Origin of the sequence: Mesorhizobium sp. M7A.F.Ca.US.008.03.1.1 (genome assembly GCF_003997495.1) — a bacterium.
In the GTDB taxonomy this organism is placed as follows: Bacteria; Pseudomonadota; Alphaproteobacteria; order Rhizobiales; family Rhizobiaceae; genus Mesorhizobium.
The window spans coordinates 41,874-58,095 of sequence record NZ_RZRU01000032.1 but is presented as its reverse complement, the minus strand read 5'-3'; the positions used below and the strand labels follow the sequence as shown (position 1 = coordinate 58,095).

18 protein-coding genes are annotated in these 16,222 nt (G+C 62.7%); 8 read left to right on the top strand and 10 right to left on the bottom strand.

The window, feature by feature from the left end; translation table 11 throughout:
• The 4 genes from EOA16_RS29855 to mltG form a co-directional block, all read right to left on the bottom strand.
• A partial coding sequence (locus EOA16_RS29855) for a transposase family protein (protein WP_245456058.1) occupies positions 1 to 248 on the bottom strand: 248 nt, incomplete at its 3' end.
• A gap of 84 nt (positions 249 to 332) precedes the next feature.
• Complete coding sequence (gene gmk, locus EOA16_RS29850; RefSeq protein WP_013532512.1) at positions 333 to 989, bottom strand: guanylate kinase; 657 nt, start codon at positions 987 to 989, stop codon at positions 333 to 335.
• 3 nt (positions 990 to 992) lie between these two features.
• Positions 993 to 1,883, bottom strand: a complete 891-nt coding sequence (locus EOA16_RS29845; RefSeq protein WP_127261347.1) for a YicC/YloC family endoribonuclease — start codon at positions 1,881 to 1,883, stop codon at positions 993 to 995.
• A gap of 157 nt (positions 1,884 to 2,040) precedes the next feature.
• Entirely contained in the window at positions 2,041 to 3,243 is a 1,203-nt protein-coding gene (gene mltG / locus EOA16_RS29840) for an endolytic transglycosylase MltG (protein ID WP_348630384.1), read from the bottom strand.
• On the opposite strand from mltG, the gene EOA16_RS33405 reads away from it, so the two are divergent.
• Positions 3,149 to 3,418 (top strand): hypothetical protein, encoded by a 270-nt coding sequence (locus EOA16_RS33405; RefSeq protein WP_245456054.1) that lies wholly within the window; start codon positions 3,149 to 3,151, stop codon positions 3,416 to 3,418. The genes mltG and EOA16_RS33405 overlap by 95 nt on opposite strands.
• Here the strand turns inward: EOA16_RS33405 and fabF are convergent.
• The 5 genes from fabF to fabD form a co-directional block, all read right to left on the bottom strand.
• Positions 3,406 to 4,668 carry a beta-ketoacyl-ACP synthase II gene (fabF, locus tag EOA16_RS29835; RefSeq protein ID WP_013532515.1) on the bottom strand — a complete coding sequence of 421 codons (1,263 nt, stop codon included), beginning with the start codon at positions 4,666 to 4,668 and terminating at the stop codon, positions 3,406 to 3,408. The genes EOA16_RS33405 and fabF overlap by 13 nt on opposite strands.
• A gap of 34 nt (positions 4,669 to 4,702) precedes the next feature.
• A complete protein-coding gene (locus EOA16_RS29830) occupies positions 4,703 to 4,939 on the bottom strand; it encodes an acyl carrier protein (protein ID WP_006203723.1) in 237 nt (78 codons plus the stop codon).
• 210 nt (positions 4,940 to 5,149) lie between these two features.
• A complete protein-coding gene (fabG, locus tag EOA16_RS29825; protein WP_127261345.1) occupies positions 5,150 to 5,887 on the bottom strand; it encodes a 3-oxoacyl-[acyl-carrier-protein] reductase in 738 nt (245 codons plus the stop codon).
• 30 nt (positions 5,888 to 5,917) lie between these two features.
• Positions 5,918 to 6,142, bottom strand: a complete 225-nt coding sequence (locus tag EOA16_RS29820; protein ID WP_127261344.1) for a ribbon-helix-helix protein, CopG family — start codon at positions 6,140 to 6,142, stop codon at positions 5,918 to 5,920.
• A gap of 66 nt (positions 6,143 to 6,208) precedes the next feature.
• Positions 6,209 to 7,150, bottom strand: coding sequence for an ACP S-malonyltransferase (fabD, locus tag EOA16_RS29815; RefSeq protein ID WP_127261343.1), 942 nt, complete (start codon positions 7,148 to 7,150; stop codon positions 6,209 to 6,211).
• A gap of 244 nt (positions 7,151 to 7,394) precedes the next feature.
• On the opposite strand from fabD, the gene EOA16_RS29810 reads away from it, so the two are divergent.
• Complete coding sequence (locus tag EOA16_RS29810; protein ID WP_206517371.1) at positions 7,395 to 9,359, top strand: LTA synthase family protein; 1,965 nt, start codon at positions 7,395 to 7,397, stop codon at positions 9,357 to 9,359.
• A 47-nt stretch (positions 9,360 to 9,406) separates the two neighbouring features.
• Here the strand turns inward: EOA16_RS29810 and EOA16_RS29805 are convergent, their stop codons facing one another.
• Complete coding sequence (locus tag EOA16_RS29805) at positions 9,407 to 11,062, bottom strand: pilus assembly protein (protein WP_127261341.1); 1,656 nt, start codon at positions 11,060 to 11,062, stop codon at positions 9,407 to 9,409.
• A 451-nt stretch (positions 11,063 to 11,513) separates the two neighbouring features.
• Between EOA16_RS29805 and rpsF the strand changes: the two genes are divergently transcribed.
• The 6 genes from rpsF to EOA16_RS29770 all read left to right on the top strand — a co-directional run bounded on the left by rpsF (position 11,514) and on the right by EOA16_RS29770 (position 16,082).
• On the top strand, positions 11,514 to 12,005 hold the full coding sequence (gene rpsF / locus EOA16_RS29800) for a 30S ribosomal protein S6 (protein WP_127261340.1): 492 nt from the start codon (positions 11,514 to 11,516) through the stop codon (positions 12,003 to 12,005).
• Positions 12,005 to 12,253 (top strand): 30S ribosomal protein S18, encoded by a 249-nt coding sequence (gene rpsR, locus EOA16_RS29795; RefSeq protein WP_006203718.1) that lies wholly within the window; start codon positions 12,005 to 12,007, stop codon positions 12,251 to 12,253. Before rpsF ends, rpsR begins: the two co-directional genes overlap by 1 nt.
• 274 nt (positions 12,254 to 12,527) lie before the next feature.
• Complete coding sequence (rplI, locus tag EOA16_RS29785) at positions 12,528 to 13,112, top strand: 50S ribosomal protein L9 (protein WP_023813757.1); 585 nt, start codon at positions 12,528 to 12,530, stop codon at positions 13,110 to 13,112.
• A gap of 301 nt (positions 13,113 to 13,413) precedes the next feature.
• Entirely contained in the window at positions 13,414 to 14,718 is a 1,305-nt protein-coding gene (locus EOA16_RS29780; RefSeq protein ID WP_127261338.1) for a cyclopropane-fatty-acyl-phospholipid synthase family protein, read from the top strand.
• 67 nt (positions 14,719 to 14,785) lie between these two features.
• Entirely contained in the window at positions 14,786 to 15,109 is a 324-nt protein-coding gene (locus EOA16_RS29775) for a YnfA family protein (RefSeq protein ID WP_127261337.1), read from the top strand.
• Position 15,110: 1 nt separating this feature from the next.
• Entirely contained in the window at positions 15,111 to 16,082 is a 972-nt protein-coding gene (locus EOA16_RS29770) for a small ribosomal subunit Rsm22 family protein (protein WP_127261336.1), read from the top strand.
• Positions 16,083 to 16,222: the final 140 nt, after the last annotated feature.

The following is a 16,222-nucleotide window of genomic DNA, read 5'->3' as shown; positions in this document are numbered from 1 at the left end:
CTGAAGGTGTCGTGGCTCGGACACCCATGCTTCAGCTCGACGATCTCTTTCAACTCGTCTTCCCGGCCCTCCACGAATTCAGCAATGTCCACACAGCTTTTGGCACCGCACAGTGTCGCTGCAAGCGACAGGAACAGAAGTTCAGCAAGATTATGCCGCGCATTGATATCGCGCGGATCACGAACCTCTCGCAGGATAGACATAACAAACGGCACTGCGGCCTCCTCTGCAACGAGAAAGCCTCTCAAGAATCCTTCTTTTCCTGCTTGGCAAGTGCCAATCAACTTATCTGCGATTCCCCTGCCGTGGACGGGGAGAAGGAAAAAGACGCCTCAGCCAGTCTTCTCATCCAACAGTCCCGAGACGAAATCGAACAGGCCTGGCCGGCGGTCGCGCCTCAGCCGCTCGGCGACGACGATGCCGCGCACTTCGGCGAAGGCCCGGTCGAGGTCGTCGTTGACGATGACGAAATCATATTCCTTCCAGTGCTCGATCTCGTTGCGGGCGTTTTTCAGCCGCGTCTCGATCACCGCCTCCTGGTCTTCGGCGCGGCGCTTCAGCCGTGCCTTCAACTCCTTCATCGATGGCGGCAGGATGAAGATCGAGACAATGTCGGCGCGCATCTTCTCCTTGAGCTGCTGGGCACCTTGCCAGTCGATGTCGAACAGCATGTCGCGCCCTTCAGACAGCGCCAGTTCGGCAGGTTCGCGCGGTGTCGCATAGCAATTGCCATGCACCTCGGCCCACTCCAGCAGCGCGTCGGAATCACGAAGCCGCTCGAATTCGCGCATCGTCCGGAAATGATAGTGGACGCCTTCGATCTCGCTTCCGCGGCGCGGCCTGGTGGTGACCGAGACCGACAGTTCGAGGCTGGAATCGCTTTCCAGAAGATTGCGCGCGATCGTCGACTTGCCGGCGCCGGATGGCGAAGACAGGACGAGCATCAGGCCCCGGCGGCGAATGCGGGACCCCAAATCCTTGGCAACCATCGGCTACTCCAGATTCTGGATCTGTTCACGAAACTGGTCGACCACCGCCTTCAGGTCCAGCCCGATCGCGGTGACGGCGGCGGCATTCGACTTGGAACACAGCGTATTCGATTCGCGGTTAAATTCCTGTGCCAGAAAATCGAGCTTGCGACCGACCGCGCCGCCGCCCACCAGCAGTGCCCGGCCGGATGCGACATGCGTTTTCAGCCGGTCGATCTCTTCGCGAATATCGGCCTTGGTGGCCAGGAACGCCGCCTCCATGTGCAGTCGGGTGGCATCCAGGTTGGCGGAAGCGTCCATCAGCAGCCTGACCTGCTCGGCGATGCGTTCGCGGATCACCGCCGTCTCGCGGGATGGATCCACTTCTGCCCGCAGCGTCAGCGCCTCGATTGTGTCGATATGACCCGACAACAGCAAAGCCAGCGCAGCCCCTTCGCCCTGCCGTGCCTGTTCGAGCCCGTTCAAGGCCACTTCGAGCGCGGCCATGATCGCGGCATCGAGCGCGGCCCTTGCCTCATCGGTTTCGACAGTTTCGGGAATGTCGAGCACGCCGCGCAGCGAAAGCAGTCCATCTGACGTCGCGGGAGCAACGCCGAATTGCTCCTGCAGCCGCTTGGCGAGCCCGGCCAGGTCCTTCAGGAAGGCTTCGTTGACGACCGGCTGCGCCTGCGCGCCGACGGCACGGCCGATGGTCAGCGTCGCCTGAAAATTGCCGCGTGCAAAACGCTTCTGAAGTATCTGCCGGACAGCCGGTTCCAACCGCTCGAAGCCTTGCGGCAGCCGCAGCCGTACCTCGACGCTCTTGCCGTTGACGGACTTGACCTCCCAGGCGATCGAAGTGCCTTCGTGCTCGGCGACGGCACGTGCAAAACCGGTCATGCTCTGCAAATTCATATCGCCCACACGTCTCTGGCACATCGCCCCGAACCGGCTTTCCGGACAGGAGCAAGTGCGGCTTGAAAATGACTGCGCCGCAGGCGCGTCGAAATCGGACGCGCGGCGCTCTTCCAAATGTCAGGGCGTCGCCTGTCGGGCAACGCCTTTCTTCATTCTACTGGGCAGCGCCCGCGTCACCGCCGCTGTCGTCGGCACCGTCAGCCGGCCCACTGTCGGCCGACCCGCCGTCAGCCGGCTTGACGGCATTGCTGTCGCCGGCACCGGTCGTCTTGGCGGCTTTGGCGGCGTCATCGGCCTGCTTCTTCTGCAACGCGCGATAGCGGGCGACATTCTCGTTGTGCTCGTCCAGCGTCGCGGCAAAGACGTGCCCGCCGGTGCCGTCGGCGACGAAATAGAGGTCGTCGGTCTTCGACGGATTGGCCACCGCCTCCAGCGCTGCACGACCCGGATTGGCGATCGGCGTCGGCGGCAAGCCGTTGATCACATACGTGTTGTAGGGGGTCTGTTTCTGGATGTCCGACTGGTAGATCGGCCGGTCCGCCGGCTTTCCCTTGCCGCCGAACAGCCCGTAGATGATGGTCGGATCGGATTGCAGGCGCATGCCCTTGGCAAGCCGGTTCAGGAAGACGGCGGCAACCCGTGAACGCTCGTCACCCTTGCCCGTCTCCTTCTCGACGATCGACGCCAGCGTGACGAACTCTTCGACGTTGGCCAGCGGCAGGTCCGGCGCGCGCCGCTGCCAGACGTCGTCAACCAGCTTCTTTTGATCCGCCAGCAGCTTGTCGACCATCTGCTGGCGCGTCGCGCCGCGCGTGAAGCGCAGCGTGTCGGTGGCGAGGCTGCCCTCCGGCGGCGTGGTAGCCGGCATGTCGCCGCTCAAGGCAGGCTCGTCGGCGATGCGTTGCAGCGCCTGCTCGACCGTCAGCCCTTCGGGAACAGTCAGCGAATACATCACCGACTTGCCGCTCTTCAAAAGCTCCATGATGTCGCGCATGGAAGCCTTGGGCTTGATCTCGTACTCGCCGGCCTTCAGCGCGGAATCATTGCCGAAGGCCCGCACGCCAAGGCGGAATACCCGGGCATCGCTGATCAGTCCGCGGCGCTCGAGCTGGTCGGCGATATCCTGGACGCCGGTGTTCGGCTTGACCAGGAAGGTGTCGCCATTGGCCGAAGGTCCGGGCTCGGTGAATTCCTGCTTGCCGAAATAGACCGCGACGCCGGCCGCCAGAACCATCAGCATCACCGAGGAGATGACGAAGTTCATGAACACGACGACCTGGCTGCGTGATGCACGCGAGCGCTTCGGCGGCGGCGTGCCTGCCTCCGGCCGCAACGCCTCGCTGGCCGTTTTCGGCACGATCGGTCCGGAGGTCGCCGGCCGTTGCCCGAATTCTCCGTTGCCTGCCGGATTTGTGTTCATTTCGCCCTACCGTTTGATCCAACGAATCCCCAGCGGCAGAGTAGGGGCGAATATGGCAAAATTGACGGCACGCCGAAGCGCCGCCCGGCAGTCGGACGATCAGCCATTGTAGCGCTGGAAGACCAGCGACGCGTTGGTCCCGCCAAAGCCGAAGGAATTGGACAGAGCCACGTCGATCTGGCGGGCACGCGGCTTGTTCGGCACCAGGTCGATCGCGGTTTCGCGCTCCGGGTTGTCGAGGTTGATGGTCGGCGGCGCGACATTGTCCCTGATGGCAAGGATCGAGAAGATCGCTTCGGCGGCACCGGCCGCCCCGAGCAGATGGCCGATAGACGATTTGGTCGACGACATCGAAATCTTCGATGCGGCATTGCCGACAAGCCGCTCGACGGCGCCGAGCTCAATCGTGTCGGCCATGGTCGAGGTGCCGTGCGCGTTGATGTAGTCGACATCGGCGGGCGTCAATTTGGCCCGGTTGAGTGCCGCCGTCATGCAACGGAAGGCACCATCGCCATCCTCGGCGGGCGCCGTGATGTGATGCGCGTCGCCGGTGAGACCATAACCCGTCACCTCGGCATAGATCTTGGCGCCGCGCGCCTTGGCATGTTCGAGTTCCTCTAGCACGACAACGCCGGCGCCCTCGCCCATGACGAAGCCGTCGCGGTCGCGATCATAGGGCCGCGACGCCGTTTGAGGCGAATCATTGCGTTCCGTCGACAGCGCCCGGCATGCGGCAAAGCCGGCGATCGACAGCCGCGTCACCGGCGCTTCGGCGCCACCGGCGACCATCACGTCGGCATCGCCCCACATGATCAGCCGGGCAGCATCGCCAATGGCGTGCGCGCCGGTCGAACAGGCCGTGACGACGGCATGGTTCGGGCCTTTCAGCCCGTGCCGGATCGAAACCTGCCCGGAGACGAGATTGATGATCTGGCCCGGGATGAAGAAAGGGCTGATGCGGCGCGGGCCGCGTTCCTTGAGGATCATCGCGTTCTCGGCGATGCCCTCGATGCCGCCGATGCCGGAGCCGATCAGGACGCCGGTGGCGCACTGCTCTTCATGCGTCTTGGGTTCCCAGCCGGAATCCTTCAGCGCCTCGTCGGCGGCGGCAATCCCGTAAAGGATGAAGTCGCCGATCTTGCGCAATTCTTTCGGCTCGAGCACGGCCTCGGGATTGAAGGTGGCATTGCTGCCATCGCCACGCGGAATGACGTGAGCGATCTTGCAGGCAAGATCCTCCACCTCGAACTCGGTGATGCGCTTGGCAGCGCTGCGGCCGGTCAGAAGTTCCTTCCAGCTGTGCTCAAAGCCCATGCCGAACGGCGACAGCAACCCAAGGCCCGTGACGACGACACGCCTCATCGCAGGTCCTCCCCGGTGATGACTGCGGAAAGCGTCAGGCCGATGCCTTGTCGATGTACTTCACGGCATCGCCGACGGTCAGGATGGTCTCGGCGGCGTCGTCGGGAATCTCGACGCCGAATTCTTCTTCGAACGCCATGACGAGTTCGACCGTGTCGAGGCTGTCGGCGCCCAGATCATCGATGAAGCTCGCCTGCTCCGTCACTTTGTCGGCATCGACGCCAAGGTGCTCGATGACGATCTTCTTGACGCGCTCTGCGGTGTCACTCATTTGGGCATCCTCGTCTTTTGTTTGTCTGTCTTCGTTAGCGGGCAGAATGCCGCTAATCAAGCTGAAAGATGGTCCTGCCGGAAACGCAACGACTACGGACCGGTTTTTGCCCGAACCGCCGGGTTGCGGGCCGCATTACACGAAAAATAGCTGAGGTCCAAGCCGAAATGGTCTCTTTTCACAACCCGCCGGCGTTGCTGCCAACCTCGTTCAAATCATCGCCATGCCGCCATTTACGTGGATGGTCTGGCCGGTGACGTAGGCGGCTTCGTTGGAGGCGAGATAAGCGACGGCGGACGCGACTTCAACGCTGGTGCCCATGCGCCGCGTCGGGATCGCCGCCATGATCGCCTCTTTCTGCTTGTCGTTGAGCTTGTCTGTCATCGCCGATTCGATAAAGCCCGGGGCGACGCAGTTGACGGTGATGTTGCGGGTGGCGATCTCCTGCGCCAGCGACTTGGAAAAGCCGATCATGCCGGCCTTTGAGGCGCAGTAATTGGTCTGGCCGGGATTGCCGGTGACGCCGACCACCGAGGTGATGTTGATGATGCGGCCATGGCGGCGGCGCATCATCGGATGGGTGAGTTCGCGGGTCAGCCTGAACACGGCCGTCAGGTTGACCTCGAGCACGGTGTCCCAGTCGGCATCCGACATGCGCACGAACAGCCCGTCCTTGGTGATCCCGGCGTTGTTGACCAGGATGTCGACGCCTTCGAGATCGGCCTCGGCTTTCTGGCCGAGCGCCTTGACCTCGTCACGATTGGACAAATTGGCCGGGAACAGCTTGACCCGGTCGCCAAGCTCGCTAGCCAGCGCTTCCAGTTTTTCGACGCGGGTGCCATGCAGGCCAACGATCGCGCCCTGCGCATGCAGCGTCCGGGCGATCGCCTCGCCAATGCCTCCCGATGCGCCGGTGACGAGCGCCTTGCGGCCAGTCAGTTCGAACATGTCTTTTCCTTCTCTGAAACCGGATAACGGTTATCTGTAGACATCACTGCCACAGAAGTCGTCGGCTTTCATAATACCTTCCTCGCCGCTCCTGATCCGCGCCAGCACCTCGGCGGCAAGGCAGTAGTCTTCCCCGTCCTCAAGGCCGCGCTCAATGAATTCACGCATATGATAGGCCCTGCTGCGCCCGGTCTTGGACGCGAGAGCATCCAGGCGTAGCCTGACCTCTGGAGAAAGACGGATCGATGTGGACATGCCGCACCTTTAGTTGCGATGGACGTATTCATGTGGCCGCGCATCAGCGAATTCAAGTCAGGCCGTTCAACCAAGCGCCGCTAACGCTGCTTCGACCTCAGCCGCGGAGCCGACCGACGCGGTGGCGATGTCGCGGTTGATGCGGCGCGCCAGTCCCGAAAGCACCTTGCCGGCGCCAATCTCGTAAAGCGTGGTGACGCCGTTCGCGCCGAACCATTCCACCGTCTCGCGCCAGCGCACGCGGCCGGTTATCTGTTCGACCAGGCGGCGGGCGATCTCGTCCGGACCGCTGGTCGGGCTGACCGTGACATTGGAGAGGACGGGAACCACCGGCGCGTTCCTTGCCACCCCGGCCAGTGCTTCGCGCATGACGTTCGCGGCCGGCGCCATCAGCGCCGAATGGAAGGGCGCGGACACCTGCAGCATCAGCGCGCGCTTGGCGCCCTTTTCCGTGCACAGTCTGGCCGCCAGTTCGACCGCGGCCCTGGCGCCGGAAATGACCAGTTGGCCGCCGCCATTGTCGTTGGCGATCTGACAGACAGAGCCTTTGGCGGCTTCCGCGCAAGCGGCTTCGACTTCGGCCTGTTCCAGTCCGATGATCGCCGCCATGGCGCCCTCGCCGGCCGGCACCGCCGCCTGCATGGCATTGCCCCGGATGCGCAGCAGCCTGGCCGCATCGGCAACCGAAACGAAGCCAGCGGCCGCGAGCGCTGAATATTCGCCCAGCGAATGGCCGGCGACATAGGCGACCTTGCCTTTCAGCGAGAAGCCGCGCGATTCCAGCGCCCGGATCGCGGCCAGCGACACTGCCATCAGCGCCGGCTGCGCGTTGGCGGTCAGCGTCAACGTCTCTTCCGGCCCTTCCCAGATCAGCTTCGACAGGTTTTCGCCGAGCGCGTCGTCGACTTCCTGGAAGATTCTGCGCGCCTCGGGAAAGGCGTCGGCGAGATCCTTGCCCATGCCGACTGCCTGGCTGCCTTGTCCGGGAAAGGTGAATGCAACGGCCATGCGCGGGCTCCCAAGGGCTGGTTTTGCTTGCCTGATAGACGAGTTTTTCTTGCCTGTGACGCAAGGCAGGGCGCCAAGTCAAGCCCGGGTCGCCGCTGCCCGGCGTCGACTTTGCCTGCCGAGTGCCTGTTCCGAAAGGCTTTTTGGCGATCACTCCTGATGAAAACCGCTCACGATTCGTTTGCTGGCTCTTCTTATTTTGGCCACAGGCGCTAGCTTTGCGTGACAATTCCATGACAATCGAGTGACGTGCTTGTCGCTGGGTGGGGAAGTTAAAGTGGCAAAGAGTTCGAAACGCGCCGGCAAGGCCGCGGCACAGTTCCTGGAAGACGATCCCTCCACCGGCTATCTGCCCGGCCGGAGATGGCCGGTCGTGCGCTATGGGCTGATCAGCCTGGCGATCGCCGCCATCCTGGTGTTTGCCATCGAACTGATCGTGCGCGGCGACTTTGCCGGAACTATCTCCTTCTTCCTGCAACCGCTCAAGCCGGGCTGGACCACCATCGTCGTGTTCGCACTGATCCTGATCGGCCTCGATGCGGTGCTCGGCCGCAGCCACCACAGCCTGATGATCGTCGCGCCGCTGACGCTATCCCTTGCCTTCGTCGGACACCAGAAGTCGCATTATCTCGGCGACCCGCTCTATCCGACCGATTTCCTCTATGCCCGCCAGATCTTCGCGCTGCTGCCGCTTTTGGTGCGCGACCGGCCGATGACCGCGCTCGCCATGGTCGTCGGCATCGTCGCCGGCCTGTCACTGCTCGTCTATGGCTGGCGGATGTGGCGCCGCAAGGTTCCCGCACTCAGCCGCAAGGGCCGTCTTGCCCGGCTGACGCTGGCAGTGCCGCTGCTCGCCTTCTTCGTTTCGATCATGGACTACGCCACCTTCTCCTGGACCAGGGACCGGCTGCAGATCATCCCGATCATGTGGGACCAGAAGGAAAACTATGCCTCCAACGGCTTCGCGTTGGCCTTTGCGCTCAATGTGCCGATGGCGCATGTCTCGGCGCCGCCGGGCTATTCCGACAAGGCGATCGCGGCGATCGCCAAGCCTGATGTGACCGCCTCGGTTCCGGCCGAGAAGCCCGACATCATCATCGTCATGAGCGAATCCTTCTGGGATCCGACCAAGCTGCCTGGCGTCACCATCACGCCCGATCCAATCCCCAATGTGCGGGCGCTGCGCTCGGGCTCGATGTTCTCGCCGGAGTTCGGCGGCATGACCGCCAATATCGAGTTCGAGGCGCTGACCGGCTTCTCCAACGCGTTCCTGCCGGCCGGCAGCATCCCCTACCAGCAATATGTGCGCACGCCGACGCCTTCGCTCGCGACCTTCCTGAAGAGCCAGGGTTACCGGGCGCGCGCCATCCATCCGGGCACCAACTGGTTCTGGAACCGTGGCGCGGTCTACGCCGATTTCGGCTTCAACGATTTCAAGTCGGAAGAGACGCTGCCGCCAATGCAAAAGCGCGGGCCACTGGCATCGGATGCAGCAATGACCGACGAGATCATCAGCGAGGCCGACGCCAGCGACGAGCCGGTGTTCTTCTTTGCAGTCAGCCTGCAAAACCACGGTCCCTACGAGCCGAACCGCTATTACAATCCCACGCATAGGGTGCAGGCGCCGATCAGCCAGTGGGCACGCGAATCGCTGCTCAGCTACGCCGAAGGCTCAGCCGATGCCGATCGCGGTCTCGAACGCCTGGTCGAATGGGCAAAGACACGCTCGCGCCCCACCGTGATCGCCTTCTTCGGCGACCATCTGCCGCCGCTAGGACCGGTCTACGTCGAAACCGGCTTCATGAAGGACAATGTCGCGCCGCGCAAGGAAGCGTCGCCCGAGGCTGCTCTCGAGCATCATGAGACGCCGCTGGTCATCTGGTCGAACCGCACCGGGCCGGCTGAGCACATGGGCGCAGTCAGCCCGGCCTTCCTGCCCTATCATATCCTGAAGACGGCCGGCATCAGTCATCCCTACTACACCGGCTTCCTGGGCGAGATGAGCGAACGCTACCGTGTCGTCGACCGCAATTTGCTGCTGACGCCGGCTGGCGAGGCCACGCCCGATTGGGCGCGGCAGAAGGAGATCGATCCGGCGATCCGCGATTTCCGCCTGCTGCAGTACGATATGATGTTCGGCAAACGCCACGCGGCGCCCGACTTCTTCCCCGAAACGGTCGATAAGATTGTCGCCGCCCATACGAGTTGAGACCCGCGATTCCCTCAGAGCCGGCTGGTCCGTCTCGGATCGCGCGTTCAGTTCGTCAATTGCAGCTTCGAGAACTTGTTGGCAATCTGCTGGAAGACGTCCGGCAATTTGGTCGGATCGTTGACTGCGTAATAGCCGTTCGGATCAGAGGCGCATGCGCTGTAAAGCGCACGGTTGGCTGCGGTGTCGGACTGCAGCACCATGGTGTAGATCTGCACGCCCTGGTCCTTCAATTGGGTGCAGACGCTTTTGGTCCAGCCATCGACGTTGCGTGCCGCCGTCGTCTGGTTATCGGATCCGAAACGGCCGCCGGCCAGATAGCCATACGATGTGTAGTCAGACTTCGTCAGCTGTTGGCTGGCGCCATAGACGACGTTCTCACCGTCGGTGAGCAACAACACGATCTTGCTGATTCCGGGCGTCTTCCACGGCGCTCCATCGGTGTAGGGCGCGGCGGGCGACAGCACCCGCATACCCCATGACAGGCCCTCGGAGACATTGGTGCCCGAACCGTTCCACTCGGTCATCTGACTGGCCGCCTTGCGCAGCTTGTCGAAATCGTCGGTCAGGGGGACCACCGGAGTCGGACACGCACGGTTCGGGCCGACAGTGATGGGAGAGCCTATCTCGGTGATGAGTTCCTTGGCGGGCGCAACATATTTGGCGATCTTTTCCCTGGCAGCCCTGTCATCGGGCGACAAAAGTTCGATGAGATTGCCGAGCAGGTTGCTGAGATCGATGCCCAGAATGTTGATGCCCGACTGGGCAAGCCTGGTTTTGTCGCTGACGTCGTTGAGATAGGAGTTGTTGTAGTATTTATCCGAATTGCCATAGGAGCCAGACGGCTTTTGGGCATCTTCGGGATCGTCCGGCGCAAAGTACGGCACGAACAGCGTGTCGGGCTTGGCCGGGTCGGGTGGCGTGTCGGAGATATTGTAAGCGCCTGGCCGCGCCTCGACACAACCCTTCCATCCGGTGCCATTCCATCCGGCATCGGTCCATCCGGTCTTCTTGAGCTGTTTGAAGAGCGCCATGTGGTTCGGCCGCTTGCCGTCGATGACGGGAAAATTGACGCCGTTGGTTGAGGACTTGCCGTCCATGTCGATCCAGGACGGGTCGAAGCCGTCGCCATTGACGTTGACGGCCGTTACGAAAGGAACCAGCGAGGCGCGGATCTTGCGCGTTGGCGATTTCGCCGCTTCGAGCGTGTCGAGCAACGATTTTGTCGCCGTCCTCAGCGCCGTCATGCGCGCGCCGGCCATCGAGCCGGTGTTGTCCAGCACCAGCACGACTTCGAGCTGGTTGTTCGATTCGACCGCCGAGGCATTCACCACGATGTGCTTGCTGTCGCCGAAGAGGAAAGCGAAGTTGAGATTGACGTCCGCCGAGGCGACCGCCTTTGTCTTGACGAAGTTGACACCCTTGTCGACAGTCAACGTCGCCTGCGCATTGCCGAGCTCGCCATGACCGACGTTGGCCTGGAAATAGCGGTTGAAAGCGTCGTTGCGGGTGATGTCGAGATCGCCAAGGTGCGAAGACGCAAGGTTTGCCGAATCGAGAGCGTTCTGCAAATTGCTCTTGGCCCGCATAAGGGTCGAGACATCGGTTGCGAAAGCGACAGCCGTCAGGATGACCGGCAAGCCCAGTCCCAGCACGAGCGTGAAATTGCCGCTCTTCGAGCGCCAGAATTTGTTGAGAAGCATCCTTACCCCCGGAAATGCTTGCCGCTTTTGCGCGGTTGTCCGGGCTTTTGCGCCTTCCATGATGAATCGACCGTTGACGGCAGGCTTCAACTCCACACAACCTTCTGGTGTGGTTAAGACGTGGTTGCCGGAAACCAAAACTTCAGCGGTCGCGGCTCTCCGGTTGTCGGCTGTGACACACGGGAATGCCGCTTGCCCTTGCTTTGCGGCCGGATTGCTGTATAGACGCCCGCAATCTGCCGGTCCTTGCTGGGGGCTGAACGGAGGGCCGGAGGTTTTTAGAACCTTCGTGTGAAGCCGGAAGTGCTTCCGCCTCCCGTGTCTCCGCTCTCGACCGTCTCGTCATGCTCCTTTCTTCCCCCTGCCCCTTCGAGGGTTTGCGGGTCAGAGAAGTTGCAGAGGCTTTTGCCGCCGGGAACCGGGAGAGAAACGAAGAAAGGCATAAGACATAATGGCTCTTTACGAACATGTGTTTCTTGCCCGGCAGGACCTCTCGCAGCAGCAGGTCGATGCGCTTGTCGAACAGTACAAGGGTGTCATCTCCGCAAATGGCGGGTCCGTCGGCCGGGTCGAGAACTGGGGACTGAAGTCCCTCACCTACCGGGTCAACAAGAACCGGAAGGCTTACTACACGCTGATGGACCTGAATTGCCCGGCGGCCGCGCTCAACGAGATGGAGCGCCAGATGGGCCTGTCCGAAGACGTGCTGCGTTTCCTGACCATCAAGGTCGAGGCGCATGAGGAAGGCCCGTCGGCCATGATGCAGAAGCGCGAAGAGCGCTCGGAACGCGGCGGCTTCGGCGACCGCGACCGTGGTCCGCGTTCGTTCGGCGATCGTGATCGCGGCGACCGTGGCGATCGTCCGCCGCGCTCGTTCGGCGACGCTGGTGCCGATCGTGGTCCGCGCCGTCCGCGCGAAGGCTTTGAAGGGGGTGCAGAATAATGGTCGACATCAATCAGATCCCGACCCGGCGCCCATTCCATCGCCGCCGCAAGACCTGCCCGTTCTCCGGCGCCAACGCGCCCAAGATCGACTACAAGGACGTGCGTCTGCTGCAGCGCTACATTTCCGAGCGCGGCAAGATCGTGCCGTCGCGCATCACCGCCGTCAGCCAGAAGAAGCAGCGCGAACTCGCCAAGGCGATCAAGCGCGCCCGCTTCCTCGGCCTGCTGCCCTACGTGGTTCGCTAATATCTCAATGCGGGCGGTTCGCCGCCCGCTCTTCTCCCACGGCGACGGGCGCCGCAGGGTTGAACATGATTTGATGCATGTCGTTGTCCCAAAACCGGGACCACTTTTGGGCGACATGCATTGAAAATCCCGGGTTGAGGTCAAAACCTCTAACTGCCGCAACAGGCAGGACAGCGACACCAGCGCCAAAGGCGCTCAAGCTTCCTGCCTGTTCCCAAGACACTCGGCGCCGATCTCATCGATCGATTGAACGCCCAACCGAAGGAACAAACCCATGGACGTCATTCTTCTCGAACGCGTTTCCCGCCTCGGCCAGATGGGCGATACCGTCAAGGTCAAGGATGGCTTCGCCCGTAACTTCCTGCTGCCGCAGGGCAAGGCGCTGCGCGCCAACGAAGCCAACAAGAAGAAGTTCGAAGGCCAGCGCGCCCAACTCGAAGCCCGCAACCTCGAGCGCAAGTCGGAAGCAGCCCAGGTCGCTGAAAAGCTCGACGGCAAGAGCTTCATCGCCGTTCGCTCCGCCGGCGAAACCGGCCAGCTTTACGGTTCCGTTTCGACCCGCGACATCGCTGATCTGCTGACGGCGGAAGGTTTTTCGATCAACCGCAACCAGATCCTGCTCAACCAGCCGATCAAGACCATCGGTGTCACCAATGTGGCGATCGCGCTGCATCCGGAAGTCGAGGTCACCGTCACTCTCAACATCGCCCGCACGGCCGACGAAGCCGAGCGCCAGGCCAAGGGCGAGACACTGACCACCGCCGAAGCCATCTATGGCGACGACATCAACGACAACGCCCGGCCGGAGAACTTCTTCGATCCGAACACCGAGTTCGAGGGCGGCGAAGACAACGCTTGATCACACCTCGCAAGACGATTGGAGTCATGGGCTGATCACGACTTAAGGCCAAGCTCCTATCACTTTGCCGTCATCCAGCCATGCTGGACCAATGCCCGGGCCTCTCGCCCGGGCATTTTTGTGCCAAATGGAACTTTTCGAACCCCTATATATTGTTGCAGACTACGGCGTCGCGCGTCCTTTGGCCGCGCAAAGCACGCTGTGCAACTTTGGTTCGGTGCAAGACCTCCGGCGAAATCGATCCCGATTTTCGCGGTTACGCGCCAAGGCAGCCTGTCTGGCCGAGAGGGGACATTTGGTCATGAATATTCTGTTGAAGCGCGTTCTCGACCGCCTGGTGCGCACCGGCAATCTTAGGGTAACCGGCCCCAAGGGCACGGCGGTGGGTTTCGGCGACGGCAGCGGCGAACCGGTGCACATGCACATCAAGACCGCTCATGCCGAGCGCGCCATCACCTTCGATCCGATGCTGGCTGTGCCTGAAGCCTACATGGACGGCGAACTCGACATTCTCGAAGGCGGCGTGCTGGGCGTGATGCGCATCGCCTTCCAGAACATGGGCAGCGGCGGCATCGACGCCACCTGGTCAAAGGCCATTGAGGGCCTGCGCCACGCCTTCCGCCGGCTGCAGCAGATCAACACCGCCTCGCGCTCGCGGCGCAACGTGCAGCGGCACTACGATCTGTCGGGCGACCTCTACCGGCTCTTCCTCGACGAGGACATGCAGTATTCCTGCGCCTATTTCGAGCAGCCGGACATGACGCTCGACGAAGCGCAGGCCGCCAAGAAACGCCACATAGCCGCCAAGCTCCGGCTGAAGGCTGGCCAGACTGTGCTCGACATCGGCTCCGGCTGGGGCGGACTTGGCCTCTACCTCGCCAAGGCGTTCGACGTCGACGTGCAGGGCGTGACGCTGTCGACCGAGCAGCATGGCGTCGCCACCGACCGGGCGCATGCGCAAGGGCTGGAAAGCCGCGTGCATTTCGAGCTCAAGGACTACCGCGAACTCAACGAGCGTTTCGACCGCATCGTCTCGGTCGGCATGTTCGAGCATGTCGGCGTCAACCACTACCGCACCTTCTTCGACAAGAGCGCGACGCTGCTCAAGCCCGATGGCGTCATGCTGTTGCACACGATCGGCCGTTCCGGCGTGCCGTGGGCGACCAGCGCCTTCATCCGCAAATACATCTTCCCGGGCGGCTACATCCCGTCGCTCTCGGAAGTCATGCCGGCGATCGAGAAGTCGGGCCTGGTCGTCACCGACGTCGAGATCCTGCGGCTCCACTATGCCGATACGCTGAAGCACTGGGGCGAGCGCTTCGCTGCCAACCGCGACAAGGCCAAGGCGATCTATGACGAGCGCTTCTGCCGCATGTGGGAATTCTATCTCGCGGCCTCGGAAGCCGCCTTCCGCTGGCAGGATCTGGTGATCTTCCAGATCCAGATCGCCAAGAAGAACGATACGCTGCCGATGACACGCGACTACATGGCCAAATGCGAAAAAGCGCTCGAGATGCGCGATATGGGGCATCGTGAAACGGCTCCCGTCAAAAAGAGCCCGACCGCCAAGCCGGCTCGCCGCCGCAAGGTAGCCGACCAGGAATAGCATTGCCGCTTGCCATTGCCGGCGCCTGCACCGAAAAAGGTCCCGTGACCGTTGCGGGACCTTTTTCATGACCTTTGTCCTCTATGCCGCCGCCGCTCTGGCCGAGATCGCCGGCTGCTTTTCATTCTGGGCCTGGTGGCGGTTGGAAAAGTCGCCGCTGTGGCTGCTCCCCGGCCTCGCCTCGCTTGCCCTGTTCGGCTTCCTGCTGGCGCTGGTCGACACGTCAGCCGCCGGTCGCGCCTACGCCGCTTATGGCGGCATCTACATCGCGGCGTCGCTTGGCTGGCTGTGGCTGGTGGAGGGCGTTCGCCCCGACCGCTGGGATCTTGGCGGTGCCGCGCTCTGCATCGTCGGTGCTTCGGTGATCCTTCTCGTCCCGCGGGGCGCGTGAGATGGAGTTGCCGGCATCCCTTCGCCAAGGTGTCGAGCGTCTGCTCGAAAACGTTCCGCTGACGGTACTCAAGCAAGCGGCAAAAACACTGTCCGACCGTTATCGTGCCGAGTTGCGTGACGGCCGTTTGCACATGGCCGAGGACCTGGCGGTGAAAGCCTATCTGGCGACGCGGCTGCCGGCGACCTATGCCGCGGTCCGCGCCAGCCTCGACGCGCTGAGCGACGCAAAGCCCGGCTTTCAACCCAGGAGCCTGCTCGATGTCGGCGCGGGCCCTGGTACGGTGCTTTGGGCCACGACCGATCAGTGGCCCGATTTGGAACAGGCGGTGCTGTTGGAAGCCAGCGCGGCGGTGCGCAAGGTCGGCGAGACGCTTGCCGCCGGTGCGATTGCCGCCCAGACGGGGTGGCTGGCGGGTGACGCCACCATCGACCTTGCCGACATCAAGCCAGCCGATCTGGTGACGTGCGCCTATGTGCTCGACGAGATCGCCCCGGCATCATTGCCGAAGCTCATCGACCGGCTCTGGCAACTCACCGCCGACACGCTGCTGGTCGTGGAGCCCGGTACGCCGGCCGGCTGGCAGCGCATCCTTGCCGTACGCCGGCAACTTATCGAGGCGGGCGCGCCTGTGCTTGCGCCTTGCCCGCATCAGGCGCCCTGCCCGCTTGCCCCGCCCGACTGGTGCCACTTTTCCCGCCGCGTCGCCCGCTCGCGCCTGCACCGACTGGCCAAGGACGCCGACGTGCCGTGGGAAGACGAGAAGTTCATCTATGTCGCGGCTTCTCGCGACGGACCCACATCACACCAGGCGCGGGTTCTTGCGCCACCGAAGTCCGGTTCCGGCAAGGTTCTGCTCAAGCTTTGCCGAGACGACGGCACTGCCGCCGAGCGCTTGTTCACCAAGCGCGACGGCGCCGACTTCAAGCTGGCCCGGCGGTTGGACTGGGGCGACAGGCTGGCTTCCGAATAGGCAGTAGCGGCGTTTGCGACCGCGCCGAAGAAAAATTTCGGAGCGATGTCGAATCCAGGCCGTGCCGTTCGACCATGGCGTTCTCGGACCTTTCGAGACGCCAAGAGTGTCAGACGGCATCAAGCCAACGGGAGAAACGC